Annotated in this window: 17 protein-coding genes and 1 pseudogene; 6 read left to right on the top strand and 12 right to left on the bottom strand. The window is 64.5% G+C overall.

Features of this window, described 5'->3' with window-relative positions; translation table 11 throughout:
- The first annotated feature begins 140 nt into the window (after positions 1 to 140).
- Positions 141 to 3,176, top strand: coding sequence for an AAA family ATPase (locus LRS14_RS24310; protein WP_257801450.1), 3,036 nt, complete (start codon positions 141 to 143; stop codon positions 3,174 to 3,176).
- A gap of 12 nt (positions 3,177 to 3,188) precedes the next feature.
- Here the strand turns inward: LRS14_RS24310 and LRS14_RS24305 are convergent, their stop codons facing one another.
- The 7 genes and pseudogenes from LRS14_RS24305 to LRS14_RS24275 all read right to left on the bottom strand — a co-directional run bounded on the left by LRS14_RS24305 (position 3,189) and on the right by LRS14_RS24275 (position 12,294).
- On the bottom strand, positions 3,189 to 5,771 hold the full coding sequence (locus LRS14_RS24305; RefSeq protein ID WP_257801449.1) for a cytochrome P450: 2,583 nt from the start codon (positions 5,769 to 5,771) through the stop codon (positions 3,189 to 3,191).
- A 77-nt stretch (positions 5,772 to 5,848) separates the two neighbouring features.
- Entirely contained in the window at positions 5,849 to 6,802 is a 954-nt protein-coding gene (locus tag LRS14_RS24300; protein ID WP_257801448.1) for a hypothetical protein, read from the bottom strand.
- A 65-nt stretch (positions 6,803 to 6,867) separates the two neighbouring features.
- Positions 6,868 to 7,803: a hypothetical protein gene (locus LRS14_RS24295; protein ID WP_257801447.1), complete on the bottom strand. Its 936-nt coding sequence runs from the start codon at positions 7,801 to 7,803 to the stop codon at positions 6,868 to 6,870.
- A 214-nt stretch (positions 7,804 to 8,017) separates the two neighbouring features.
- Positions 8,018 to 8,962: pseudogene (locus LRS14_RS24290) on the bottom strand (IS5 family transposase).
- Positions 8,963 to 9,478: 516 nt separating this feature from the next.
- Positions 9,479 to 10,702 (bottom strand): hypothetical protein, encoded by a 1,224-nt coding sequence (locus LRS14_RS24285; protein ID WP_257801446.1) that lies wholly within the window; start codon positions 10,700 to 10,702, stop codon positions 9,479 to 9,481.
- A gap of 135 nt (positions 10,703 to 10,837) precedes the next feature.
- Positions 10,838 to 11,782 (bottom strand): hypothetical protein, encoded by a 945-nt coding sequence (locus tag LRS14_RS24280; RefSeq protein WP_257801445.1) that lies wholly within the window; start codon positions 11,780 to 11,782, stop codon positions 10,838 to 10,840.
- The gene (locus LRS14_RS24275; RefSeq protein WP_257801444.1) at positions 11,779 to 12,294 is read right to left on the bottom strand and encodes a hypothetical protein; all 516 of its coding nucleotides are present in this window, start codon (positions 12,292 to 12,294) and stop codon (positions 11,779 to 11,781) included. The genes LRS14_RS24280 and LRS14_RS24275 overlap by 4 nt, the downstream gene beginning before the upstream one ends.
- A gap of 648 nt (positions 12,295 to 12,942) precedes the next feature.
- Here LRS14_RS24275 and LRS14_RS24270 point away from each other — a divergent pair.
- From LRS14_RS24270 to LRS14_RS24260, 3 genes are all read left to right on the top strand, one after another.
- On the top strand, positions 12,943 to 13,686 hold the full coding sequence (locus LRS14_RS24270; protein ID WP_257801443.1) for a serine protease: 744 nt from the start codon (positions 12,943 to 12,945) through the stop codon (positions 13,684 to 13,686).
- Positions 13,687 to 13,706: 20 nt separating this feature from the next.
- Entirely contained in the window at positions 13,707 to 14,966 is a 1,260-nt protein-coding gene (locus LRS14_RS24265; protein WP_257801442.1) for a hypothetical protein, read from the top strand.
- Positions 14,967 to 15,092: 126 nt separating this feature from the next.
- On the top strand, positions 15,093 to 17,294 hold the full coding sequence (locus LRS14_RS24260) for a DNA/RNA non-specific endonuclease (protein WP_257801441.1): 2,202 nt from the start codon (positions 15,093 to 15,095) through the stop codon (positions 17,292 to 17,294).
- An 814-nt stretch (positions 17,295 to 18,108) separates the two neighbouring features.
- Here the strand turns inward: LRS14_RS24260 and LRS14_RS30800 are convergent.
- Positions 18,109 to 18,300, bottom strand: a complete 192-nt coding sequence (locus LRS14_RS30800; protein WP_404977623.1) for a transposase — start codon at positions 18,298 to 18,300, stop codon at positions 18,109 to 18,111.
- Positions 18,301 to 18,424: 124 nt separating this feature from the next.
- Positions 18,425 to 18,667 (bottom strand): hypothetical protein, encoded by a 243-nt coding sequence (locus LRS14_RS24250; protein ID WP_257801440.1) that lies wholly within the window; start codon positions 18,665 to 18,667, stop codon positions 18,425 to 18,427.
- Positions 18,668 to 19,035: 368 nt separating this feature from the next.
- On the opposite strand from LRS14_RS24250, the gene LRS14_RS24245 reads away from it, so the two are divergent.
- Complete coding sequence (locus tag LRS14_RS24245; RefSeq protein ID WP_257801439.1) at positions 19,036 to 19,251, top strand: hypothetical protein; 216 nt, start codon at positions 19,036 to 19,038, stop codon at positions 19,249 to 19,251.
- Between the two features lie 431 nt (positions 19,252 to 19,682).
- Here LRS14_RS24245 and LRS14_RS24240 read toward each other — a convergent pair whose 3' ends face one another.
- The 3 genes from LRS14_RS24240 to LRS14_RS24230 are packed head-to-tail and all read right to left on the bottom strand — an operon-like array spanning position 19,683 to position 24,516.
- Positions 19,683 to 21,611, bottom strand: a complete 1,929-nt coding sequence (locus LRS14_RS24240) for a hypothetical protein (protein ID WP_257801438.1) — start codon at positions 21,609 to 21,611, stop codon at positions 19,683 to 19,685.
- Positions 21,608 to 21,826, bottom strand: coding sequence for a hypothetical protein (locus tag LRS14_RS24235; protein ID WP_257801437.1), 219 nt, complete (start codon positions 21,824 to 21,826; stop codon positions 21,608 to 21,610). Before LRS14_RS24235 ends, LRS14_RS24240 begins: the two co-directional genes overlap by 4 nt.
- A gap of 5 nt (positions 21,827 to 21,831) precedes the next feature.
- On the bottom strand, positions 21,832 to 24,516 hold the full coding sequence (locus LRS14_RS24230) for a caspase family protein (protein WP_257801436.1): 2,685 nt from the start codon (positions 24,514 to 24,516) through the stop codon (positions 21,832 to 21,834).
- A 1,238-nt stretch (positions 24,517 to 25,754) separates the two neighbouring features.
- Between LRS14_RS24230 and LRS14_RS24225 the strand changes: the two genes are divergently transcribed.
- On the top strand, positions 25,755 to 25,919 hold the full coding sequence (locus LRS14_RS24225; RefSeq protein WP_257801435.1) for a hypothetical protein: 165 nt from the start codon (positions 25,755 to 25,757) through the stop codon (positions 25,917 to 25,919).
- Positions 25,920 to 25,925 lie beyond the last annotated feature (6 nt).

Here is a 25,925-nt window from a genome sequence, read left to right as displayed (position 1 = left end):
AAGTTTCGACGCTGCCGATCGTCGCTGTAGCGCTCATATCGCCACCTGTCATGTCGCCGGTAAGAAGGGCGAAGGGCGTTTGCCCAGCTCGTCGGTTACAAAGTTGGCCCGGTCTGGTGTATGCGTGCCAGAATCTATGCATGGACGACCGCATCACCGATACCTTGCAACGAGGGATCCACCGATCGGTCGGTCAGCGCGCATATGTCACCGTGCTGTTTTCCGACGTCTCAGGGTCGTCGGAGCACGCCGAGCAGCTTGAGGCTGAAGAGTACGCACGCTTGCTCGAGCGCTTTCGCGAGTTTGCACGCGAGATCGTGCCGCGACATGGTGGCTCCATTGCGCGGCTGCAAGGTGACGGCGTGCTGGCGCTATTCGGACACACTCAACCACGTGAAGACGACGGTCGACGAGCCACCGAGGCGGCCTTGGAGCTGCACGCCGCGGTGGCTGGACTGCGCGCCGGCGCAGGTGCGCATGCCAAGCCGCTGCGGATGCACTCGGGCGTGCACGGCGGCCTGGTATTACTGTTGGCCGGCGACATCGAACGCGGCCGGTACGACGTGGTCGGCGAGGTGCCGAACACCGCCGCACGGCTTTGCGCCCTAGCAGAGCCTGGTGAGGTTGCGGTCAGCGACGAGTCCCTGGGACCGCGCGCGGCGCATTTCGTGGTGACGAAGCGCGGCGCGCTGAGGATTCGCGGGCGATGCGATCCGTTAACGGTGCTTCGCATATGTTCTTCGCAAGCCCCCTTGCAGGCGGGCACGGGCGCACGCCGGTTCGACGCGGCCATCGCCCGGGGTACCCTGCCATTCATAGGGCGCGAGGGCATCATTGAGGAACTGCTTGCGGGCGCCGCGCGCAGCGCCAATGGGCCCGCCGAAGCCGTCGTGCTGGTGGGCGAGCCGGGGATCGGCAAGACCCGAACCATGACCGAGTTTGCGGCCCGGCTTCGGGTGCCGGACGTCACCGTGCTGCAAGGCCATTGTGAGAGCTACCTCACGGCCCAGCCGCTCCAACCATTCCTGCAGTGTGTGCGCGCGCTGGCCGAGCGGGACGATGCACGCCCCGCGGTCGCGGACGCACTGCAGGGGCTGTCGCGCATGCGAATGGGCTCGATCACCGTTAGCGACGCCGCCGCGGCGCGCGCGGCCTTGCTCGAGCTGCTTTGCACGCAGGCGAGGTTGGGTCGGCTGGTGTTGCTGCTCGATGACTGGCAATGGGCCGACGACGCGAGCCGAGCTCTATTGCAGGCGCTATGGTCTTCAGCCGAGCGGATACTTGTTGTGCTGGCTGTGCGGCCGCTCTCGCCAGAAGAACTGGCTTTTCCCGAGGCGCATGTGCTGCACTTGGCGCCGCTGGACGCCACGCAGTGCGTCCGCGCAATCGCCAGCTGTCTGCCGGGGGCTGACCCCTTAGTCGTCGACGAGATCGTGGCACAGTCGGGCGGCACGCCCTTGTTCATCGAGGAACTTTGCCACGCGTCGGCGGCCGGGGCGGAAATCAGCCCGGCCAGACACGGCCGCGGCCTGTCCTGGCTTAACGCGCTGGTGGCGTCGCGCCTTTCAAGGTTGTCGACCAACCAAGTGGATGCGCTGCAGGTAGCCTCGGTACTAGGTCCTGTGGTCGACCTGGGGCTGCTCGAGCAATTGCAGGATAAGCGCGCGCCGAGCCTTGCGGCGTCGCTCGATGGGCTGGACTTCGTCATTCCTGCTGAGCAGGAGGGCGCGATCCGCTTTCGCCACCTTCTAACCCGTGATGCCATATACGCCACGGTCGACTTGGAGCTTCGGCGCGAGTTGCACCGACGCGTGGCCATGGCGCTGCTGCCGCACCTAAAGCGCGACGACGCACCGGGAGTCATTGAGGCGCTCGCGCATCACTTTGACGCCGGTGGCATGGCCGCAGAGGCGGCTTACTACGCCGAAGCCGCAGGCAACCGTTCGCTCGCTGCCATGGCGTTGGATCGCGCGCGGCAGCACTACCTTACCGCGCTGCGCAATTTGGATGCGCTGCCTGTTCTGTCGGACGCCACCCGGCTGCGCTGGTGCGAGATCGCACAGAAGCTCGGTCAAACCTGCGTCTTCGATGTACTCGACGTTGAACAATTGCTGGTGCTGTTCCAGCGTGCAGCGACGCTGGCGCGCGAGGTGGGCAATCAGAATACGCTCGCGCGCGCCGAGTATTGGCTTGGCTACGTGTACTACGGGCGGGGTCAACCGCGCCACGCCGTGCGGCACTGCGAAACGGCACTGCAGTTGGCGCAGGCGAGCCAGGACGGGCGCCTGGCAGCACAGGTGCAGGCCACGCTTGGCCAGTCGCTGGCGTCTGCGAGCTGCTATGAGCGCGCCATGCCGCTGCTGCTGGAAGCCGTGGAGTCGAAACGCAAGCACAGCCGCTCGGGTAGCGGCGCGGCCATCGGGTCTGCATACACCCTGGGGCGGATCGGCTACACGCTCGGCGACCTGGGCCGCTTCGATGAAGCGACGGCGGCGTTCGAGGAATCGTTGACATTGCTCGGCGATCCACTGCATGCGGTCGGCGCATCCATACGCGAGTTGCAATGCGCGGTTCACCTCTGGCAGGGGCGTTGGGCCGAAGCTAGCGAGGCCGGGCGCACGGGCGCGGCCATTGCACAGCGCTGCCGCAGCCGTTTCAATTCAGCGATGGGGCGTGCACTCGCCGCCTGCGGTGATTGGGCCGAGCACGGCGATGACGACGCGCTGCACGTGCTGCGCGAGGCCACCCACTGGATCGAGATGCGCGGCGGCGCGGTGTCAACATCGCTGAACTATGGTTGGCTGGTCGAAGCAACGCTGGCACGCGGCTTGGAGGACGAGGCGCGGGCTCACATGGCGCGGCTGCTTCTGCGGGCGCGCGCGCAGGACCACCACGGCGAGGCGCAGGGCTGGCGCGCGATGGCACTCGCCGCGGCACGGCGCGGCGACAAGCGGCGGGCGGCGCGCTGCTTGACGGCAGCGGCGCGCGCGGCGGGCTTGCGGGGCTCGCTGCGCGAGACGGCAGTTAACGCACTGGCGACCGCCGAGGTGGCGGCCATCGCCGGCGATCGTGCCGTGGCCCAGCGCCAGCTCGAAGTGGCCGCGTGCGGCTTCGAGGCGATGAAGATGCGCTGGCACCTGCAGCGCGCAGGCGCGCTCGCAGCCGGATTGCGCTGACCCCTCAGTTGACTAGGGGAATGCCTCAATCACGGCATCGATGGCCAGCGCATAGGCCTGGAAGGCCGAATTGTGCGGGTGCAAGTCGTCGCGCCAACCATCCGTCGGGTTGTTCCATAGGCTGGTGATCGTTCCCTGCAGCGGCACATGACGCACCAGGCGCCTGTACTGCGGCTCCTGGGCGAGATTGGCGAGCATCTTGTTAAGCGCCTCGATCAGGTCATGGCAGGCCTGGTCTTCCCTGACTTGGTCAACCGGGCGCTTGTACCCGGCGGTGTTCAACGGCTTGCGGAACCAGTTGGCATCCACCAGGCCTTGCGGGAAGAAGTGGTCATAGCCGTGCAGAATTACAGGGACGTCCACCTTAATCTGGGACAGCTCCTTCAGCAAGCGGTTCAATACATTCCGGTAACTCCTCTCGATATTTCCGACCAGTATGGCGAGCTTGCTCGGATCGAGGATCGGCATAGCTAAGTTCTGGTCGTTGGGAACCAGGAGCGTGGCGAATCTGCTCTTTGTCGAGTCATTGCCGCCGCCGGACAGGACGATGGCCTTCGGAATAAGACTGACGGGTGGCTTAAAGCGCCGACTAACGAAAGCGGCCATGTCCTCGCTCACGCGCTCAAGGTCGGTGATGAATCCGAATCTTCTATAGTCGCAGAAGTCCTCCGGCGCGTCGTAGCCGCACGCCTTGAACATGTCGCGGATATCCTTGCCGACGAGGGGGTACGGGTTGGACACCCAAGAATCGCCGAAGCACAGAACCTGACCCACCCGCGTTGGCAGTGGCGCCGGCGGATGGTCCGGCGGCGGTTCCAGCAGCGACGAGGACGTTGCGCCTGCCAGACTTTCGTCGAACATGGCGATGCGGCCTGTGTCGATCAGCCCTTCCATGGACAAACCGAGCGGCGTGCCGATTTGACGCATCTCCTCAGCCGGTGCGAGCAATGCGCACAGCGTGCCCAGCAGGGCCTCGAAGCCGGAAGCGCGGCCTGGGCACGCGTGGGTGGGGTTTTGGTCGGGCGTGGCCGTGCGCTTACCGCCGAACATCAGGCTGTTGTCTTCCACACCATCAGCCAGGCACTGCTGCGTGCCTGAGACTAACCCAAGCACAACGATGTCGCCGGCCTTAACGTCCACGGCGTGTGCCGAAGGGCCGAGCCGGTGTGGCACCAGCGCCGTGCGCCAGATGATCTGCGGCATGGGGCGCATGCGCGCAGCCTCGTAGGCCGCCCGGCCCAAAATCCGCTCCGCCGCGGCGAGGTCAGTCTGGGCGCCCGCTCGCACATCAGCCCGCAGCGCGTCGAAGCGGCGCTCGCGCTGCCACTCGCGCACGACGTTGAGCACAGCACCGATGATTGGCGCGACAAAACCCATCATCACGCCTACCATTGTTCGGGCGACCCACGCGTCATTGGCGCCGTGCGTCCGATGCCCAAACACCGCCTTGGCAATCGGAGCATCGCCGCCGCCAGGCTCCTTCGGCACATCATTGGGCCCATTGCGCCGGATGTCTGCCACGAACGCCGTCATGGCCCGGGTCAGTGCCTGGCCGTAGCGGCGGCCTAGCTCCGCCGGCACCGGCCCCGGGTGCGGCTGGAACATCCAGCGGGACAGCGCGGTGAAATGGCCGGGATAGATCGGCGGTTCTTCGTCGGGCCACTGCCAATCGGTGCTGCCGCGCTGGAAGTGCGGGCTGTCCTGGATGCCGAACCAGGCTTCGCACAGGTCGGCCAGCACTTCGTCGACAACCTCCCGTACGTCGAACGTAAGGTTCCAGTGCGATTCGCCGAAGCGCGCGGCGTGTTCAATAGCCTCATCGCGTATCGCATTGATCTTGCGCTCTGCGGCCGCGAACGAGATGCCGTACGCCACGCCCCGCGGCAACTGCATAATTGCGGCGTTCACGGGCCCAGACTCGTCGTCGTAGCGAGGGCCGGGGTCGAGGCCAAGGTAAATCTCGCCGACGCTTTGTCGCATAAGCTCGAACTGGCCCTTAAGCGAATAGCGGCCCTGGCGGTCCAGCAACACCTGCTCGACCAATTCCGGCGCGGCGACGATCACGCCGTAGTCGGAGCGAAGGACACCACCGTGATCGTCTCGGATGGCCGCCCACAGGTCAGCAGCCTCAAGCCTGTCGATGGCCTGTGCGTCCTCCAGCGCCACGCGCCAAGCGTCGGTGTTCGCCGCCCCCGCAGCATGCGGGCAGCGCAGTTCGGCCAGCTGGTGTCGGCCGCGCGCGGCACTCCACGCCGCCGAGGGTAGCGCCGGTATAACAGCGGCGGCGATGCGCGCAAAGCGCCCGAGCCGATCAAGCGCCGCGAACGAGGGTGCAAACAGGTACAGGCCCCACTCCAGACGGGTCAGCGCGTCTGGCTCTTCGAGTAGCGGCGTCGGCCCTTCAAGGGTGACGCTGAACTCCTGCGCGGGCTTGCCCGCTGCCTCATGCTCGAAGCGAAAGACCCGCGTCACGCCGTTGTCCGGAACACCGACGATCGGACAGCTGTGCCCTGACGAAGTGCCGCTGGAGTTGCCTCCATTCAGCCAGCGCTGCACCACCTCGAACTGTTCGCCGATGCTGGCGACGTAGGTCATGAACACCAAACCGCGGTCAGGCCCATCGTCACCGCTGCCCGGCACGTAGGTCGGCCCGTATGCCATGCTGCGCCGCATCATCCTTGGCGGGCGTGTCCCGGGGGGGTCGAGCGCGGATGCGCTAGCCGGATGTGCGCCCGCAGCGGGCAGACGCGGCCGTCGGAGTCGTTGCGGTAGTCGAAGCGGTTCAAGCGCGCCGGATCTACCACGGGGCTGCCGTTGCGCGTGCGGCCCATGAGTTTGCCGTAGATCACCTCGAGCCAGTCGGGGGGTACGCCACCAAAAGCAGCGCTCATCGCCTGCGCAGTGACGGCCGCGGCCTTCTCCAGACGACCGGGAAATTGGCGGTACTTGCGCACGACGAGGAAGCTGCCGTCGGCCAGCCACGCCTGCCGCGGGTCGGCCAGGTCGGCGAAGTCGGCGGCGTTGTCGTGACCGTTGACAATTTCGCCCAGGTGCACCCGATTTGCGTCGTCGTTCTCAAGCCCGGCCTCGGGTTCGGGCTGACCATTGCCGTCGGCCCAGCCGAAGTGTTCTTGGATGCGCTTCTCGGCGTTGTAGCGCCGGCTCAAGGTTTGCACGGCCAGCAGGACGACGCCCAGGTTCGCCGCCAATACCTTCTGCGCGGCGCTGTATAGCGGGTGTCCCGTACCCCACTCGACATCCGGCGACGCGCCATTGGTCGCCTTGCAGCGCAACTGCAGCACGACATGCGCGGTCTCCGGATCGATCTCGACCTTGCCGGTATTAGCGTCGAGCGGGCGCCGCCAGCGCCGTGGGTGGTTGTTGCGAACGTCACCCAGCAGGCCGGCGCGAGCGGCCATGCCGTGGCGAAACTCTTCGGGGAAAAGCTCGAGCTGGTCCTCGCCCAAGCCAAACGCACGAAGGCCTGCGAACGTGAGCGCCACATTGACGTGCGGGGAGTCCTGCGTGCCAGCCTCAGCACTATCGCCGTGCGTCACATGGCCCGCCATCCAATCGCACAACTTCGCAGCCACGGCCGCGTTGGCCACCGTCAGCAGCAGGAGCACGCCGTGCGTCAGCTCCCCGTAAGGCCGCACGATGCCACCCTGTATGCGTTTTAGCACCGCGTTGCTTATGACGGGGGCAGCGTGGCAGGGTCCACCGGCTTGGGGCGCCGATTCGTACTGGCTACTCCGTCGGGAAACAGCCAGTCAAGTGGCCGCGCGAAACGAGTGCCGCGGGCTTCCTGGATGTCATCGTCAATCTGCCCGCCTTCCCATAACTGGACGAACTCAAGCAGAAGGTCTATGGCGGCGTGGCGTAGCACCTCGCCATCGGGCGTGTTGGGGCGGTGCAGGTCGGCCAGACGGTACAACGCAAAGAGCCCCTGTAATCCCGTCTGCACCCGCTCCCGCGTAAGGGTGAGGTAGTTGGACGGATAGTTCACCGGCGCCTCGTCGGCCGGTGCCTGCAGTGGAGGGTCGAAGAAACGCTGCATAGCCTCCTCGGCCGTCGGCACCCGCGCGCGCAGCAGATTCAATGGCCGGCCACCCTCCCGAGTGTTCATGCGCTCGGCGCGGCGCAGGTAGATCAAGTCGCGCGCCGTCGACTCGCTTGGGCCGTAGAAGAAGCCGGTCTCCACCTGCACGCGGCGCGTCCACTCTTCCCACTCTTGAAACGTGTGGTCGAACGCTGTAACGTAGTCGATCGTGCCACAGAAGATCAAGTCGAGAAGCGTGCCCACCTTATCCCACAGCACACGAATGTACGCCTCGCGACTCGTGTCGAAACTGACCGCCAGCATCACCTGATCCTGCGGCTCCAGCACCGCCACGCGTACGGACTGAATGGCGCCGACTCGTTCGACCGAATCCGAAAGCAACCGGGCGGTGTGGTATTCGAACGCTCCCTGGCGAGCGCCGTGGAGGGCATCGAGGACGCGCTTGACGCGCGTTTTGTATGTCATCGTTTCGAGCGAGTCGATAAAGCCCGGACGGATGGGCGCCAATAGGGTCAAATCTGAACTGCCTCCCAAGGAGCGGCCTTTTACTACGATGTCGCGTTGCATAGGTATCCACCCTTATGTGACGTCGGCGAACAATACAGAATGTTCGCGCAGCAACATCCACAATTTGTAGGACGCCTAAGGACGCGCTGGTCAATGGGAACCTGAGCGGCCAGCATCTGCCTGAAGTCCGGCGCGCGCCGAACGGAGGCGAGGCTGGGCCCGTTGGCAACCCACAGACTCCCGTTTTCGCCTTCTTTTGGGCCGCTCCGTCCGATCATGTCTCTTCTCGGGCTTGGAGGTCCACCAGCGACCGCTTGGCGATCATCAGGTTGGCCAGCCCGAACAGCGAGTACAGCCACCACTGGTTCTTGGCCAGCCCTTGTAGCGGACCTTGCGGTGGCAAAACAGGTTCTTGACCACATGGAACGAGTGCTCGACCTTGGTCCGCACGCTGGCCTTTAGCTGTTCGGCCTTTGCCAGCAGCCGTGCCCATTCTTCGTCAGAATCAGCGCCCGGCGCTTGCCCGGCTGCATGGCGATGAACGGAGTCGGCCCCTGGGCTTCGGGTCGCTTGTCCGCGCCGCGGTAGCCCGCATCACCAAAGGCCGACGTCTCCTGCCCATGCAGCAGTGCGCCGGCCTGCGTCACGTCGTTGACGTTGGCCGCCGTGCCGTTGACCGTGTGCACCAGTCCGGACTCCGCAGCCACTCCCATGGGTGCCTTCATCCAAAGTGCCACTGCTTTTCTTCTTGGTCTGGTGCATATCCGGGTCACGCGCCCTTGGCGCTCTTGGTCGAACTCGGCACGGCGATGATCGTGGCGTCCACGATCGTGCCTGTGCACATCAACAACCGCTTTTCGGCCGAGTGCGCGTTGATCTCGTAAGACGGTGTCTTGGTCATGTCGTTGGCCAGCAGCAGGCGGCGGAACTTCAGCAGCGTCGTGGCGTCGGGTACCGGCTCGCGCGACAGGTCGAGCCCTCGAAGCTGCGCATCGACTGGCTGTCGTACAGCGTGTCTTCCAGCGCCTCATCGGCCAGGCCGTACCACTGCTGCAGGCAGTACATGCGCAGCATCTTCGACACGCCGATGGGCGGGCGGCCCACCCTGACGCTGCGCGGGAACACGGGGCAATGGCTGCTTCCAGGCGCGCCCACGGGACGATGCGCTCTCGGCGAGGAACGCCTCGAGCCGCGTGCACTTCTTCTTCAAGGCGTACACGGCGCGGGCAAAGCTGCGTTGTTCATGCGGTGATGGTGTCCGCCGCGGGCTAGGCGCACATCGCGATCAGCCCGGATTAATTTGCGTCTCCTTGAAGCACGCCTCGCAGATTGGTCAGGCGGGGCCAGAGAGGTCGCAAATGGCAACTACGCGTCGCTGACATACGGCGTCAGGATCGGGAAAGCGAGTCGCTTCACAAGGTCGAGTCGGTGCGTTGACCGTCCGCTTTGCCGTCAGCGATGTTTGCTTCCGAGAGCACGATCAGGCTGTCGTCACCGTGGAAGTTTGCGTTCACCGAAGGCTACAGCGAGCTGTCGTTCGGCGACAGTCCAATATTGGGCGCGCCGCCGACCGGCGGCGTTGCCTCCGTCTCTGCGAGCTGTCCGCGAAGCAGACGTTGAGGGCGCGCTTCACGCCAAGAGTGGTTGGCCCGACCAGAACCCCGAGGCTGTTTTTGGCTTAGCCACGTCCGCATTTGTCGCCGCGCAGAAGTGCGCCCTAGATTAAAGAGGCCAGTCAACCGCGATACCGTATATCCTTCGCTGCCGTGATGGCTTGCTCGTAGCCCTCGGAAAAAACAGAACGAGGCAGGTGCTCCTCGAGCCATCTAAGCGCCTCGTGTGCCACCTGGCGAGCCGCCCCAATCTCGACATCGCTGGGACCGAACGCGTGCTCGAAGCCCCAAAACAGCCACTCCTTAGAGGCAGGTTGTCGGCCACCGACCACGCAGGCGCATGCGAACAGCATCAGTTCAAAGTGTTTCGGGTTGGTGCTCAGCTGTGGTTGAGCCACCAGCGTGCACAGCAGGTGGTAGAGGCTCGCCCGGCCTTCCAAGTCCATCCCAACGAGATGCCACGCCCAGCGAGGCAACGGCAAGGCCCGCAAGTTGGTCATGGACAGGCCAGGGGGGGTGTCGCCACCATGCGACTGCGGCATCAGGAAGGCAGGGTGCAAATACTCTCCGTGCCACCAACGTTCCCAGTGTTCCAGAAGCCAGGGTGCTCCCTGGTCCAGATAGCGCATGCGCGCATCGCCGCCGACGAGTAAGGCCATTAGTAATGATGGAAACAGCCTGTCGTTGGGTCCTCGGAGCAGCCAAGGCTCATGCTGTTTGGCCCAAGCAAGGAGCAGCGCCCGAAATGCGCCACCCCTGGCATCTAGAAGAATTGACCGCAGCCCCAGGTTGCACACCAACCTCCACCACGATCTGAAGGCGCTAAGCCAGCGAAGGTAGGTGTGCCCCTCCTCGGTCCGGGGTCGTCGCATCAGCAACTCGCGCAGCATGTGGGTAGCACCAGCCCGCAAAGCAGGCAGGCCATCGGCCGTCTCGATGTCCCGCCAAACCACGTCGTGCGACGTGCCCGGCTCGACGCCTGGGATGACGCGCTGTAATTCGGTCGCCATTCTCAGAAGCACACGCGCTGCCGGCACCGTATTGCGCTGAGAATCAGCGAGAACATCGTCAACTTCACCTTCGGGCCCGTCTGGAAGGTCTGGGGGCTCCGGCAAGGGTGGGCTCGGGTCATCGTCGCCTTCGCCATCCCCTCCGTCGCCGCCGCCACTGGCTACGTAGGCGCGGCGCAGGAACTCGCCTGCGTCAGCCAGCGACTCAAACCACACTTCACGACCGTCGACAAACAACCCTGGCCGAAATGAACCTCGCGTGGCGCCCAAGGCCAATGCAACGTTGGCGACTGGTTCGGGGGTAAAGGACGGCGGTGCAAAGTAGACCGCTTGCACCTCCGTTGGCAATGGGTCGTCACCGAGGTCCGCCCGCCAAGCCGCGAACGCTAGCCCGGCCCGCAGGTCGACGGCGTCGAACCTCCAGTGCGAGGCCTTGCCTGAGTTCCTTTCAAAAGGTCCTGGCATGGGTCATCAGCCCTTGATCCGCCCGCTCGTCGTAACCACATTTACGGGCACGCCGCACGCTCTGAGCGCACGCTCAGCGTGCTCGCGCCGGTCGCGCCAAATCAGTGCCTCAAGTCGAGGCGCCGGACTTACGGGGAACCTGGCCGTGACCAGCGCGTCACGCGCTGCTTCGCTGGAAGCTATGCGGGCCTCCTGCAGATCGTCGGGGGAGAAGGAGCCGTGGCGAAGCACCTCAACGTAGTCTTCGTCGTCTCTGGCGGCTTCGCTGATTTGCCCGGTAGTCAGCCGCCGCTCAAGCGGTCCGTGGGTGCCTAAAGCCTTGATCGCCACAATGGCCCCAACGTCGCGTCGCAAAAGACCACTCCACGACCGAAGAATCGCGCTTCGTGCTCCGGTCTGTTGTGCCCGCGGGAGAAGCTCCACGCCGTCACTCACCGGCGCCCGCATTACATCGTACGAATTCCTGTCCAGCACGACTGTGTTCGGCGAGACTCGGTCCTCGCTTAGGACGAGACAAACATCGCCGTAGAAGCGGATGCCAGTACCGTTGAGTTCGATCGCACCGAAATACGTACTAGCTGGAGATTGACCTGGCGGTAGGGGTAGTGAGGAGTCAACCAACGCCCGTCGGACCGAGACTGGCTTGTGCTGACCCTTCGCGCGTTCAATCTGCTCGACGTCGTAGGCGTTCTTGTAAGGAATCGGGTCGCCACTCCCGTGCGCGGTGCAGAACGCGGGGACATGGGCAGAAGACAAATTGACGACCATCCGAGCGCCCGCACGCGGGCTGATGTCTGTGTTGTCGAGGCTCGCCCCTTGAACTGTCTGCTGAACAGCCCTGGCGTTCGCAATCAGGTAGTCAATCGCGCCCTTGTTGCCACGAGCAAGACGACTGACCAGTTGCTCGAGCTTGGCTCTCCATGATGCTGCGACACGTTGCTTCTTCTTCATCGACTGGCACTCGGGCTTGGGACAAGAACGGCGGAAGCATTTGATCCAGCTGCGGCGGCGCTTGCGGCACGAGTTGGTGCTGTCGCAGCAGGATCACACTGGCAGCAGCACTGCGCGGCAGCCGACGTCGATTCAACCTTAGCTGCCGCATTCTCAATGTTTGCACCTGCGAACAAGCCGACTCCTGCGACGCCGACAACAAACCCAGCAAACTGCGCAGACATACCGGCGCGTCGCCAGACGTCGATGGCGTCGCGAGCGTCATCGCCTGCCTGCCCCACGGCCTTCTGATCAGGCTCGTTTCGACGGCGCCAGTTGATGTCGAGGTAGCTCTTATAGAAGTGGTCCCATCCAAGCAAGTGCACGAGGCCGCCGACCATCGACACCGCCAAGCCAGACCATCCCATCCACATGGCCCATTTCCATGCGATAGGCTTCAGCGTGGGCCCAAACGTTACGGTAAAGGCAAACAACGCCGCAGCAATGGCCAGCAACCCCTTGATCAGTTCCATTCGGTAGCTGTTAGCAAGGCCGATATCACGATGAACAGCATCAATGGTCGGCGTCCCGGGTGTATGCGTGGCTGTTGGAGGAGGCATGGAACTCGTCCTGTCCGGTAGCGGCAACCAGTGGTCAGCAATGATCGCAGAACTTGGAGAACGATGCCTCCACGATTCGCACGATAAAGGCATTTGCTCCCGGTGCGACGACAGTCTTGGTCCAAGGCTTCCAGTTGTAGCGATTCTCCAACAAGGCTAGCACGCCAACGACAGGTCTCGATGTCTGCGAAGTACCGGAGAGGGTCGAGATGGTGCCTTGCATACCAGCTTCGCCGATACAACAGTGGCCGGTCAAGGAACGGGTAGGACTTTGGACAGTTTGCAAAGGTGCGCTGGACCCAGGCGATAGCGGCTGTCGAGCGCTGCCGGTGCGCCGCAGGTGCCGCGCTGCCAAAGGCTGTGCGGCTCGCAGAAGTACACGCGTAGGCCGGTGACTTGTGCCCGCTGACCGTTGCAAGTCGGCCTCTGCAGAGGTTGCTGAGGTGTCGCGCAGCACTCAGACGTAGGCACAGAGTCTACGAATAGTCATGCGTCAAATTGAGGATGCGTGGCCTCGTGCGCCCGATAAATTTCGCGCTCTACCATCTTCGTGAGGTCAACATGTCTGATGAAATCGAAGTCGACAGTTCGAAGCTCGCGGCAGAGCAACAGCAAATCCTTGAGGCGTTTGATGCTGGGCTAGGGCCTGCGATCCTTGATCCTGCCGAGCACAAAATACCTCGCTCTCAGCGTGTTCCACCTGTCAACGTCACGGCACCGCCTCTGGATTCGATCGGACTCATCGTCTGTCAGGGGTCGACGACTGCGTACGGCACAGCCTTCTACTGCGCGCCGAATGCCGTGGTGGCCGCAAAGCACACCTTCAACGTGGGCACGATCAAAGGTGCGTGGCTGTACATCGGGTTTGATGCCAAGAAGCATTCCGTTGCGCCCGCAAAGGTCACTGCGGTGCAATTGCATCCAAACCTCGATCTCGCTGTCCTGATCATCGAGGCCGCGCCTCGAACCGCGCTCCACTTGGGTGGTACAGCGCAGATCAACCAGAGAGTGCGGGTGATTGGCTATGGTTTTCCCTATAGCGACGGCTCTATGCAGATGACGATCGGTGACGGCCCTGTGAAGGACCGCACTTCAAATCTGTTGTCGTACGCCATCACAACATCCAACGGCGACAGCGGGGCGCCAGTCCTGTTGGGTGTCGGGGGAGGATTCACGGTTGTTGGCATCCACACATCGGGCGACACCGGCCTACCGTCGGGCGCAAACTTCGGAATTCCGATGACACCTGCGTACGTTGCAGAGGTCCAGAAGCTGCTGGCGCTTGCGAGCGCCGCCCGCCATTGATCCGTTCGTTGGAGCAGACCATGAACTTACCTCTTGGCTTTCGTTGCCGCGCCATGGTGGCGGCCTGTGCTCTACTTCTCGCCGCGTGCACCAGCGTTCCAGGTCTTCGGCCGCTGACGTATGCGAGCCCCGGAGAAGCGCGCGTCTTCGCCAGCGCGCAACAGTGCCCTCACGAACCGCTGGTTCAGCCCGAAGCAGCTCCTCTTATTGCGGCCATCCTGACGGGTGCCGCCTCGCAGTTGCTGTCGAACTTTGGTACGGCCCTCAGCGAGGGCGCCAAGGGCGGCAACCTGCCAAGTAGCGTCGCCACCTTGAACATGAGTCTGCAACCGGACGCGGTGCCCCGCTGTCTGTTGATCGTTCGAGGGTCCTTCGCGCCTAGTGCGGACAATCCGCGCGGGATGGACCTCGGGCCGAAGTTCAACCTGCCGCCTGGTAACGAGCAAGCCAAGACCACATTCAAGGAACGCCTGGTCGCATTCAATCTTCCGACGGTGTACCGCCTCGACCATATGGTCGAGTTGAGGATCGTGGTCGCACCCAACAACCGCGCGCTGGCCGTCGCTCCCTTGTTCGTGCGCATCGATCGGTCCCTGGACGAGTCTGAGAAAGGGCCACGCGACTTGTCCGTGAGCGTGAAGTTCCAGCGCATCGGCGCGACGGCCGAAGCTGGCGGCGTGGTGCTGATCCCGGATCAGACGATCGGGAGTCCCGCCCCGGCACTGGAGGAGAACCCTACAACGAAGCGCTATCCGCGTGAGTCGCCTTGGTTCGGGTCCTTCCATGCTGCGCCGGCCCCAGCGACCTCCAGTGGTCCTCCGGCGACGAAGGCGCTGGTCACGGTCTTCGATACCGATGCATCGGCTGTACCAGTCACGGTGACCACCACGGTGGTGGAGACACGCCCGACGCGCGAAGGCCTGGCTTTCATCGCCTCGGTTTTTGGGTCGGCCAAGCCCAGGATTGAGGAGGCGTTGAAGCCTATCCTCAACCCGGCCTTCAAGGCCGAGGAGGACATCAAGGAACAGACAGCGGAATTGAACGGCGACGCCGAACATGAAACCGCCGTCACGGCGGCCAAACTGGCTGTTCTGGCCTACTGTTCCAGCAAGGCAGGCGACGACGCGGCTGCGAAGCAGGATCGATTGACGAAATCCAGTGCGGCGCGTGTGGCACAACTTAAGGCCAATGCCAGCGCGGTCAAGTATGGCAAGGCCGACATGCCGTTCAAGGTATACGTCGCCGTGAGCGATGGGCCAGTCCCCACAACATGCCCTTGAAGGCGTCGCGATCGTCAGAATGAAGAGGCATGGAGCCGGGCAGCCCGTCCGAGATGCTCCCGCCTCGAATGGTGACGCCACGTCGCCAGAATGTGGGCGCGTGGAACGTCGACAACTGGAGTACGTATGATCAATCGACGAGAGATCGCCGAGCGCCAGGAAACCGTCCGCAAGGCAGCAGCCGCGAGGTGGCGCGCTCACGTGTCAGAGGTAGCGGAAACGACTGCCAGTGTCGCTCGACTGGGCGCGGTGGCGGCAGCTACGCCGGCGCGTCGCGCGCAATACCTGGAGCGCGAGGCTCGCAAGGTACCGTACCGCGCCATGGGGTTTGCGCTGGAGCGAATGATCGGCCCGACGCTAGATTTTGACGACCTGCCACCAACGCCTGCCGCGCTCGAGGCCGGCAAGCCGGTCGCGCGAATCGTGGAGCTGCTCGACCGCAAGCGCATCGGCGACGGATTCGCAACCGGGTTCATGCTGAGCGGTGGCCTGTTGTTGACGAACTGGCACGTCTTCAAACAACCGGGTGACGCGATAGGCTGCGGTGCACAATTCGGCTTTCAGCGGGCCAGCAATGGCCTGATCGAGGGCGGTGTCGTGTTCGAACTGGATCCAGAAAGCTTCTTCCTCAGCCACGAGCGACTGGACTTCGCTGTGGTGCGGGTCCATATAGCCCCGGTCATCGGTGCTGCAGCGCTGTCGGACTTCAACTTCGTCCGCTTGATCCCCAACACAGGCAAGATTCTAGCGGGGCAAGCGGTGAGCATTATCCAGCACCCTGACGGAGGCCACAAACGTTGGTCGGTGCGCGAGAACAAACTTGTGCGAGAGCCTGGGGAGCCAGACCTCTTCCTGCAGTACACCACGGACACCTTGCCGGGCTCGTCGGGCTCCCCCGCCTTCAATAAGGATTGGGAACTGGTCGCCGTGCACCACAGCGGTGTACCTCGCATGCAGGGCGAGAACATTCTGCTAAAGAACGGCAATGTCTGGCGGCCCGGGGTGCCCGATAGCGACATCGATTGGGTTGCCAATGAAGGTGTTCGAATCAGCAAGCTGCACGCACACTTGCTGGGACTCGCACACCAAGATCCGAGCACGCAGTCCCATCTTACATCTGTGCTGGCGACGTCGAGCGACGCAGCCTCGGCCGGAGAGATACTGGCAAACCCTGCTGCTACTAGTTTGTTCGCGCAGGCGAGCACTGGCATGAACAAAGGAACGCTAAGCGAGGCCGGTTCGAAGATGCAGCCAAACCATGGTTGGCCGTCGAACGTAGTCGTCAACGGGACGGCGAACTTCTACTTCTCTTCTGCTTCAACTTCCTTCCCTCGCAGCGACGAGATCTCGCCTGCGACACCGCAGGGCGTAAAGAACGAAGAGCCAGGACCACGGCTCGGTCTAGGTCCGGTGGTCACCGAGAAGAAATTGCGTTTCGATCCAGGGTACAGCGATAGAGCCGGCTACCAATCCTCATTCTTGGACGGGTTTGACGTTCCCGTGCCGATTGCTGCCGCGAACGAAGCCCTGATGCAAGATGGCAGTCAAATGGTACTCCGCTACCACCACTATTCGCTGGTGATGCACGAAAGCCGCCGTTTGTGCATCTGGGCCGCGTCCAATGTCAACTACGACGAGGCAACACGCCGACGAACCCGTCAAGAGTTTGGGGCCGACACCTGGAAGTTGGACCCGCGCATTACAGGCGCGCAGCAGATCGACGACGCGGAACTCTACGAGCCTGCGAAAAAATTCGATCGCGGGCACATCGTGCGCCGAGATGACGTGGCTTGGGGAGTGACCGAGGAGGAGGAAGAATTCGGAAACTCAGACAGCTTTCATTTTACGAACTGCACGCCCCAGCACGAACAGTTCAACCGCGCGATGTTCGAGTTTCATGGCCTGTGGGGCGAACTCGAGAATCACATTTCCAGGCAAGCCGGATTCGTTAAGAACAAGCTATGTGTCTTTGCGGGGCCGGTGTTGGCCGACAACGACCCGCGTCACGATTTCGGAATGGGCACGGATTTCCAGGTGCCGATTGAGTACTGGAAGGTGATTGTGGCTGTTGAGGCCACCGCGGGTGCGCACAAGCTCCGTGCCTATGGCTTCTTGCTCAGCCAACGAGACGCCATCGACCAATGGGGCTGGGAAGGCCGTTTTCGCGCGGGGAAATTCAAGGAGCAACAAGTCTCACTTGCACGGTTGACCGCGATCACGCGCGTGCAGTTTGCCGCCGTTGTGATGGCAGCAGATCCACTGTCGAATATTGCGGAAGAAGCCAGCAGCAGAGCCTTGCGCAGCTTGTCGGATGTTCGCTTGCGCTAGCAGGAGCCCCGCAGAACTGGCCTCCGACGTGTTTCACACGCTGCTCCGGAGGCTCGGACTTGGCCTGCCTCCGTTCGCGAAGAAGGCGCGTCGGGACGGATGGCTTGAAGAGATAGATCGAAAGGATGCTCACACCCGCGGGGCACACGAGGCGAACGAAGCCTGCAGTTCGAACTCCAAATCGGTCGGTTCCAACCTTTGCGGGTCGCTCGACGCTCCGGGACGCTCCGTTCACGGTTGGAGAATCACAAATGAGTGGGACGGCTGGACGGTCACAGGCCTTCCTGCGCCGCAAGCCGTCTCGCGCGCCTTCTCGACAGGCCGTGCTGCCACGCCCGCCTCGCATCGGAAATTTGGATGTATGTAAGGCGCCGAGCGTGATTTACGACCAAAGCGCGTTTCTGCCCCGCACAGCCTGGCGCTGACGATGCTCCTAGGGACCGGAAGAAACGCCCTAGGCCGGCGTTGCTGAGCCCGGGCGGCACGCACGCTTTGGTTCGAGGCTGTGTGAAGGCCCTCTTTTGGTGACAGTTACCGTTGCCCAGAGTTTGGTGCCATACCGAGCGCCGAAGCCGGTATGTCGCGATACGCCGAAGGTCAAGATCAACGCAGAGCGTTCTCTTCCCTGAGCGACTGGATGACTGGATCCACGAAGACAGCACAGTTCGCGTCATGGATGTCTTCGTTGAAGATCTCGACCTCAAGAAGCTGGGCTTTGATTGTGCGGAGCCGGCCGCGACGGGGCGCCCGTCTTACCGCCCGGCGACGCTGCTCAAGATCTACATCTGAACGATCGAGTTATGCATCCCGATCTTCAGGGGCAACCTCCCACTTCCGCCCTCAGCCTGGCGATTGCCGCCTGCTCGGCAGTGACCTTCGGCGCCGGCTTGCCTTCGGCGGTCAACCCCAGTTGTCCCTTGCCTTCGGCCCTCACCCAGTTCGACAAGCTGGCCTCGGGAAAACCTAAGGTCCTGGCCACCACTGCCGCAGCGCGGCCCGCCTTCACCTGCCGCACCGCTTCCCGCACGAACTCGAGTGTGTATTTGCTGCGATCATGATTCGTTCATCTCTTTGCTCCGTCCCGGCGTTGTCCGGGCTTGAGCTATGGACTCCGAAGGCCGTGGGCAACCTCAGACAAGATCACCAAGATCAAGCAACAGATTTAGGCTCTGAACGACATCGGTGAACAGTTCAAGGCTGCCGACGACGGACAGATCTCCCTGACCGATCGTGATGCGCGGTCGACGGCCACCGGCGGCCGCGGCACGGGCCTCGTTGGCTACAACTTGCAGACGGTGGTCGGCGCCAAGCACTACCTGGTCGTGGCTCACAAGGTCACCAACGTCGGTCACGATCGCAACCAACTGGCGCACATGGCCGAGCTTGCCAAGGAGGCAACCGCCGAAGACGGACTCATCGCGCTGGCAGATCGCGGGTACTACGAAGGCTACGAAATGCTGAAGTGCGAGCGAGCGGGTGTTGCTGCGGTGGTCCCCAAGCCCATGACGTCGAACAACGCTGCGCCGACATCTTCGACAAGCGCGACTTCGTCTACGACGCTGAGGCGGACGAGTACCGCTGCCCGGCGAGCAGCACTGCCATTTATCGCTTCACAGCCGACAAAGCCGCAAGATCCAGCACAAGTATTGGTCGTCGGACTGCCCCCAATGCCAGCTGAAGCCCTGAACCCGCATGCACGAAGGTATGGAAACGGCGCCTCCCACGGTGGGAGCATGAAGACATGCTGGAGGTCGTTCAAGGGCGGCTTGGAGGCGCGCCGGAGGCGATGAGGCTGCGCCGGCAGACCGTCGCGCATGTCTTTGGGAAGCTCAAATTCTGGATGGGGACGAATCACTTTCTGACCAAGACGCTTCCGCGGTTCGACACTGACATGAGCCTGCAGGTCTTGGTCTACCACTTGAAGCGGGTCGTCAAGATTCTCTGGACCGGGCACTAATCGAGGCGATGAGGGCGTAGGGCGAGAGTCCATTTTCTTGTCGAGCAATCGCCTTGCGTCTCCAGCCGGTGACGACGGCCGTGTCAGTCACGCCGGGGGGCCATCCTTCGCATCAACTGCGCGCGCACAGCCTCGTTCCAAACGGTGCGTTGGCCGTCCGCTTTGCGGGCACAGCCTTCGCTTGCAGAGGAGGGCAGCACTGCAGTCAGCTTGAAGGGATGCGTTCGACGGGGGCGATGACCCGATGCGGTGCAGCGATAGTCTGCTGCCAGGAGTGCCACGGATCGGCAGCGCCTCCTTACCCTCAGGCAGGCGTGCGCAAAGTTGACGTTGATGGCGCGCTCTCGGCCATCAACCGTCGTTCGCCAGCGCAGGCTTGCGGGAGTTCATCACTATGGAGTTGTGCGCGGCTCACAAGGAGTGTGCGGACCTCAGCGGTGTCCCCGGCCGACGCCATCACACGACGCATGCGTCAAATGAAACAGGTCTCGCACTGGCACCAGCAGCGCGCCCTGCATCTGCCAGAAGCGTCGGCCCAAGGTGCTGCCCAGGAACTCGCGGCGGCGGGCAATGCGTCCGTCGCCGAGCACGCTTTTGAGGACGATGAAGCGCACGTCGCCCATGGGCGAGAGGATGACGGTGCTGCCGCCGTGGTGCGTGAAGCCGGGTCCGTCCGGGCTGGGCATGACATGCATGGCCTGCGTTACCTCGGCGACCAGGTCAAACACCACCTGGCCATTCGGCCCCGCGCGGCGCACCGAGCGGATGGACTGCACGGTGGGCGGGTCCATGCGGTCGCCCTTGCGCAAGCGCGGGTCGTCCGGGGCCACGAGGCCGAACTCTTCCAGGTAGGCGGGCTGGGTGACAAAGGCTCCAAGGGCGCGGGCCTGGCGGCGGAGCTCCGAGCCGTCGGCGGCGCGTCCCGGGTCACCGCGGAACCTCAGGGTCGCGAAGTCCAGGCCTTCCACCGGCGGCAGCTCGATGCGTGGGGACCGCCACAGCAGCGCGTCCTGGGACAGATGGGGCACGGTGCGCGGGTAGATGCTGCGCCGCCAGAAGGCATCGACGAGGGCACCGCGGTAGTCCCACGGATCGTCGGGCACCAAGTCGCGATCGGCGGTGATCAGGGCGCGCAGGTAATCGCCGAACATGATGCCGGTGGGCGGACAGTAGTCGACGGCGCGGATGCAGATGGAGAGGAACTGGCTGGCGAGCTTGCTGGCCCGCGCAGCGAGCAGCTGCTGGAGGTCGTGGGGCAGCTCGCCCGGCGGCAGCTCGCCGGTGCCGCCGGTGGCCAGGCGCACGAGGGCCTGCGTCTTGCGGGCGAAGACCGTGGTGAAGGCTTCGAACACGGCGCTGACCAGCACACCACCCAGTTCGTGCGGCTCCAGCTCGGCGCGGTACTGGCGCGCCGCGCCGGGGTCCAGCGCGCTGCGTAGCGGGCCATTACGGCCGGTGGTGTGGCCGAACTGGCGCGCCACGTCACCAAGCAGGGCGGATTGGTCGAGGGCGCCGCGGCACTGGCGGATGGCCGTGCGCACCACCTCCGGGTAGCTGAAATGCTGGAACACCGCGACCATGTCGGCGAAGGCCTCGTGGAAGGCGATCACGTCGGGGTTGGTGGGCACCATGAAGTGGGCGCGCATGCCGTCCAGCAGGGCGTGTGTCATCTCGTGGACGACGACGTCGTGCGACAGGCAGGTGAACACGAAACCGCCGGGCATGGAGCCATCGGTGGGCTTGTCGTTCGCCGGGTAAAAGCCGAAGCGCAGCTCCCCGTGGTCGCCCACCCGTGTGTAGTAGGCGTTAGGTTCAAGCGCATGGTGCGGGCGAATCACCAGCCGGCTATCCCGGTCGCGGCCGAAGCCCCAGCTCGGCGTGCGGCCCAGCGCGGTGCGAAAGGCCGAGTAGACATTGCTGCAGACGGCATAGACCATCTGCTGGTGGAAGCGCGGGTCCGATGGGGAGGGCTCGTAGCCGTCGGCGATCAGCACGAAGGGGTCCTCAAGATCGGCCTTACGGTGGGGGCGGCCGGTGACGGCATCGATGTCCACCACTTCCAGTAAGGCGCCCACCGGGCCTTGCGCCAGCGGCTCGTAGGCGACGTTGACGGTGGCGACCGCGCCTTCCAGCCGTCGCTGGGACGGGTCCACCGTATAGATGCGCAGCGGCCGGTAGACGGGCTCCTGGGGCTGGCGCTCGTGTGGCTGGGCGCCGGCGCAGACGATGCTGTCGCCGAGCAAGAAGGCTCCGCCGGACGCGGCCGGCCCAGGCTCAGGGCCGCCGTTTGCGGAGAACTCGCCGCGGCTCGCCGCGTCGGCGGCCACGGCCTCCGTCGTGCTGAAGCCGGCGCCGCTCACCGCGACAGCTTCTTGCTGAGCGTCAGCACGCTTTCCGCCAAGGTTTGGACGGTGGGCACGAGGCCGCAGCAGCCGTCCACGCCCTGCGCCTCACCGGCCACGTCCGGCGCGCGCGCCGAGCGCCCGAGCGGCTGCAGGAGCGCCTGGCTGCGCCAACCCTGGGCGCAGTCCAGCAGCGGGTTCTGCTTTGGTGCACTGCCGAAGGCCGCGAGCACCGCCTTCAGGAAGGCTTCGTGGGTGAGGCCCTGGCGGCTGCGCGCCAGCAGGGGGCGGCCCGGCGGGTGAATTCGCCGTTGCCGCCGCTTTCCAGCGCGACCTCATCGTCCCGGCAGGCGGCGAACTTGATGTGGCGCATGAGCGCCTGCCCGCCCGGGCGGGTGGCACCGCGGCTGCCGCGAAAGCGCGCATGCGCGGCCTGCAACTCCGGCGTGGGCACGACGAAGCGCGCCTTGGCGCCCGGCGGCACGCTGGTGGCTCCCGGGGCCAGGCCCACGGCGAAGCGGGTGTTGGTGCCGGAGTGGCAGCAGTCCATGAAAAAGGTGAGGTTGACATCGTCGGGTAGGGGCGCGATGACCTCAGCGAGGTCATCGTCTAGGTACAGAGCGCCGCCGGCGAAATCGACCGGGCACAGCGCTTCGTCCTGGCCGTCGGTCTCGTCGCCGTCGAGGTCGTTGACGTGGGTGCCGTGGCCGGCGTACTGCACCACGATTACGTCTCCGGCGCGGCTGTCGCGCACGAGCTGACGCAGCGCGGCGTCCATGGCCGCTCGGGTTACCTGCCCGTCCAGCAGCAGGCGCACCTGGAAGCCCAGCACGGAAAGCGTGCTGGCCCACGTTCTGGCGTCGTTGACGCAGCCGGTGAGGCGGTGCTGCGGGTTCGGGTACGCGTCCACGCCCATGCACAGGGCGATCCGGCGGCCGCCGGATGCCGCCGGCGACCCGGGCGATGCGGCGGGCGGGGACGAGGACGTCTGCGGCCAAGCCGGCGGCGCGGACCACGGAGCCGAAGGCGAGGCCGGTGGCGGGCGATTCCAAAGGGACGGCAGATCGTCCGGCCAGTCGATCTCCTCGGTCCACGGGCGCGGCACGGCCCGGGAGCCGGCGGGGAAGTCCACGATCGGGTCAGCGTCCTTGAGGTCCAGGACGCGGCGGGCGATGCTGTTCATCGTCGGCGCGTCCTCGTCGAAGCCGCCGTGCGTGGTGGACTGGCTGGCCGACCTGCCGCTGTCTTCGTCAGTGACGGACCAGATCACCTCGCCCCGGCCCGTGCCGCCGGCCAGGCCGAAGAAGCGCCGGGTCTCGGCGTCCGCGCGCAGGCTGTCCTCTAGGCCAAGGATCGGCGTGCGGCGCTCGTTCTCCAGCGCGTGGTGGACCAGGTAGAGCAGGGACTTGCGGTAGATGCCCGCGCAATCGTCATCACGCTCGAAGTCGCGCTGCATCGTGAACACGCTCACGTGGGCCGCGATCTGGCCCTGGGTCAGGCCGGGCAGCAGCTTGTCCTTGAACGTGTCCATGCGGATGGCGGGGGCCAGGAAGTGCAGGGTCCTGAACACCGGTGCACCTTTGGCCTGCGTGACCGGCAGGAAGTGGGCGTGGAAGATTGAGCCGGCGCTGTGGCCGACCGCATGTAGGTCCACCCGGCCGGCATGCGCGTTGCAGAAGGCGGCTAGCTGTTCGGCCACGTAGGCCGACGCGCCCCCGGACTGAGCCGCGCGCTCGGCCGCCCATTTCATGCCGCCCCAGATGCGCGGGCCTTGCAGCACGCGGGCGGCAATCTCGATCAGCGGGTCGCTGGTGATATCGGCCAGGTCGCGCCCGCCGCGGGCGCCGCCGAAGGCGCGCTCCAGCAGTTGGCCAATGGTTTCGAAGAAGCCGGTTTCCCAGATGAAATAGATCGGGTAAATGCCGTTCTTGCGCCACCAGCCGATGTGCTGGTGGGCACTGCGCAGGGCGCTCGCTTCCGACACCAGGCCGCCATGCGCGAAGAACAGCAGCTGGAGCCGGCGACCGCCCGCATGCGCCTCCAGGGCACGGGGCAGGTGCTGCTCGAAGATGGCATCCACGTCGGCAGGAGACGAACTGAATTCGCCGTCAGTCGAGAACAGGCCCGAGCGCAGGTTGACCAGGTGCGGCCGCAGCGCGGCGAGCGTTGCCGCATCCAGGCTGGAGCCGCCGCGCGAGGCGGCCCCCACACCGGCGGCGGACGCGTGGGCATGCTCCTCGTCTTTGCTGTGGTCGTGCTCGACGTCCCCGCGCTCCCCGCTGTTGTCAGTGATGCGGGTGAGGGCGCGGACGGCCTGCTGCATCAACAGATCGTCTTCGTCTGGGAAGGCGGAGCACTCGCCGGAAGCGCGCTGGCCTCCACCCGCGGCGGCGGCTAGCGCCTGGTGTAGCTCGGCGACGGCGTCTACGGTCGCCGCGTAGTTGATCGAGGAGCCGGGGCAGCTCTTGGCGGACATCATGTTGTGGAAGCGCAGCGTGGCAGGCAGCAGACCAAAGCGTTGCTGGACCAGGGCCACCACGCGCAGCGCAGCCTCCCGTTGCGCGCCGTCGAAGAGGTCCTGCCCGGTGTCGAAGTCGCCGACCATCTCGAACATGAAGGGCCCCGCCACGCTGTTGCCGTTGTGGCCGGAGGCGCTGGCCGGCGGCAGGTTCCAGTTCCGGCCCAGCCAGATGCCTCCGTCCGGCGCGATGGTGATGTGCTGGGCAATGTCGCTCCAGCCGTTGGTCTGCGTGTGATAACGCCACATGCCTACGATGGTGGCGTGGCCGCGGAAGTCCGCACGCCGCGGCCGCCAAGTGTGATGCATGTGGACCGCATTGATCTTGCGGGTGAATGGAAAGCGCTGCAGGAGTGCTTCGAACTGGGCTAGGTCCAGGCGCTGGAAGGTCGGCGTCGTCGGCATCGTCTTCTCCCTGTGTTGTGGCTTGCCTTGCGCCGTGCAACATAGATCAAGCGGCGACCTGGCGCCTCATCAAGTCCGATGAGCCGCTGCCCCATACCGACGGGACCGCTCAAGGCTGCCCGAGAATGTCAGCATCCAAACGGAATCAGTGGCTTTTACCGTCTGAGTAGGCGTCGCAGCGTGACGTTCACCGCGTAGCGCACATCCGCTCCCTTCGACAGCTGCACTATCTGCTGCGCGGGGCGCAGTCGCCGCCTGTCCAGTTCAGGAATTGCCGCAGGGGCAATTCGGGCAGCACCCGCGGCGCCGCCTTGCGCTCCTGCGCCGAGGCAGCCGCAATGCCGGCCAGATGGTTGTCCGAGCGCACCGGGCCGGCGCGGGTCCGGAGCGGCGTCTGGCTTCGAAGTGGAAGACGTGGGAGGCAATGATGGTTCGGTAGACCCTGCCCGTGCTGAGTCGGCCGCAGACTTTTTAGTCGCAACCAGCTTTTTATAACGCTGCGAGGCGGTCGTGTCACGGCGCTCTGGGAACGCCTTCTCCCGCTCGCCTTGCGACGCATGCGGCGAGCTGTTCTGTCTTGCCCATCTCACGCCAGACAAAGCACGGCGTCAGGTTTGGGCGCTCGTCCATGGTCTGCAACTCCTGCACGCAGAATTCAGTTCCCAATCTTGCGCTGGAACCGAAACTAACAGCGTGGCTGTACGCAATCGCTGAACGACCGCTACCAAGCCCGGAATCATGTGGCCGCTAGGACAGCAGTGGGTCGTGGGGAGCCGGCCACGGGCGGCGATGCGCTGGACAAGCAACGTTCATGGGCCCGCTGACTGTTGGGGCCGCATCGCCGCCACTCCCAACGTTCAGCGGAAATCACGCGGTCGGGCATGCGCTGCCGGACATCTCGCGCGCCAAACTTCGGCTGCGGCGAGGGCCTGGACGACAGCATCCCGGCGCCCCGTTCGGATTTTTGGTTGGCGCGACTCGGCCATGTGCGATCCTTCAGGATCAGCTCGGAGTTCTTGGCCGGTCAAGTCTGCGAGCGGCAGCCTTGCGGCAACTGACCTGCGCGACTCGTTGGCTCGGCTCGGCCAAGCACTGCCGCTGGCCAGCGTCGGCTCCCTGCGCTTTCACGGGTCGGGCACGCAGATATTGCCCCGTTCACGACCAACATCAGCCTGCTTCGGCTCTGACTGCAACACAGTGGTGGAACTCGTGTGCACGCGCCGACCTAAATCCACCTGATGTTCTTCTGGCTCATCGGGATCCCGCTGTCCTGGGCGTTCGCGCTACTGCTGGACTGGCCGCACACCGGCGTCTTCTGGGGCTTGTTCACCTCCGAGATCGACGTTGGCGTGTTCACGCTGTGGCTGTTTAGCGAGGGGCTCTGGAAGACAGTGAGTCCGTGACACCCG

Source organism: Aquincola sp. J276 (assembly GCF_024700035.1).
Taxonomy (GTDB): Bacteria; Pseudomonadota; Gammaproteobacteria; order Burkholderiales; family Burkholderiaceae_C; genus Aquincola; species Aquincola tertiaricarbonis.
Note: the sequence above shows the minus strand (reverse complement) of the source record. Positions and strands in the feature narration are given on the sequence as shown.

Coding starts and splice junctions, on each gene's coding strand:
- LRS14_RS24295 (WP_257801447.1), bottom strand. CDS start 7,803: ATGCAACGCGACATCGTAGTAAAAGGCCGCTCCTTGGGAGGCAGTTCA.
- LRS14_RS24230 (WP_257801436.1), bottom strand. CDS start 24,516: ATGCCGACGACGCCGACCTTCCAGCGCCTGGACCTAGCCCAGTTCGAA.
- LRS14_RS24225 (WP_257801435.1), top strand. CDS start 25,755: ATGTTCTTCTGGCTCATCGGGATCCCGCTGTCCTGGGCGTTCGCGCTA.
- LRS14_RS24280 (WP_257801445.1), bottom strand. CDS start 11,782: ATGAAGAAGAAGCAACGTGTCGCAGCATCATGGAGAGCCAAGCTCGAG.
- LRS14_RS24275 (WP_257801444.1), bottom strand. CDS start 12,294: ATGGAACTGATCAAGGGGTTGCTGGCCATTGCTGCGGCGTTGTTTGCC.
- LRS14_RS24270 (WP_257801443.1), top strand. CDS start 12,943: ATGTCTGATGAAATCGAAGTCGACAGTTCGAAGCTCGCGGCAGAGCAA.
- LRS14_RS24265 (WP_257801442.1), top strand. CDS start 13,707: ATGAACTTACCTCTTGGCTTTCGTTGCCGCGCCATGGTGGCGGCCTGT.
- LRS14_RS24245 (WP_257801439.1), top strand. CDS start 19,036: ATGCTGGAGGTCGTTCAAGGGCGGCTTGGAGGCGCGCCGGAGGCGATG.
- LRS14_RS24310 (WP_257801450.1), top strand. CDS start 141: ATGGACGACCGCATCACCGATACCTTGCAACGAGGGATCCACCGATCG.
- LRS14_RS24305 (WP_257801449.1), bottom strand. CDS start 5,771: ATGACCTACGTCGCCAGCATCGGCGAACAGTTCGAGGTGGTGCAGCGC.
- LRS14_RS24260 (WP_257801441.1), top strand. CDS start 15,093: ATGATCAATCGACGAGAGATCGCCGAGCGCCAGGAAACCGTCCGCAAG.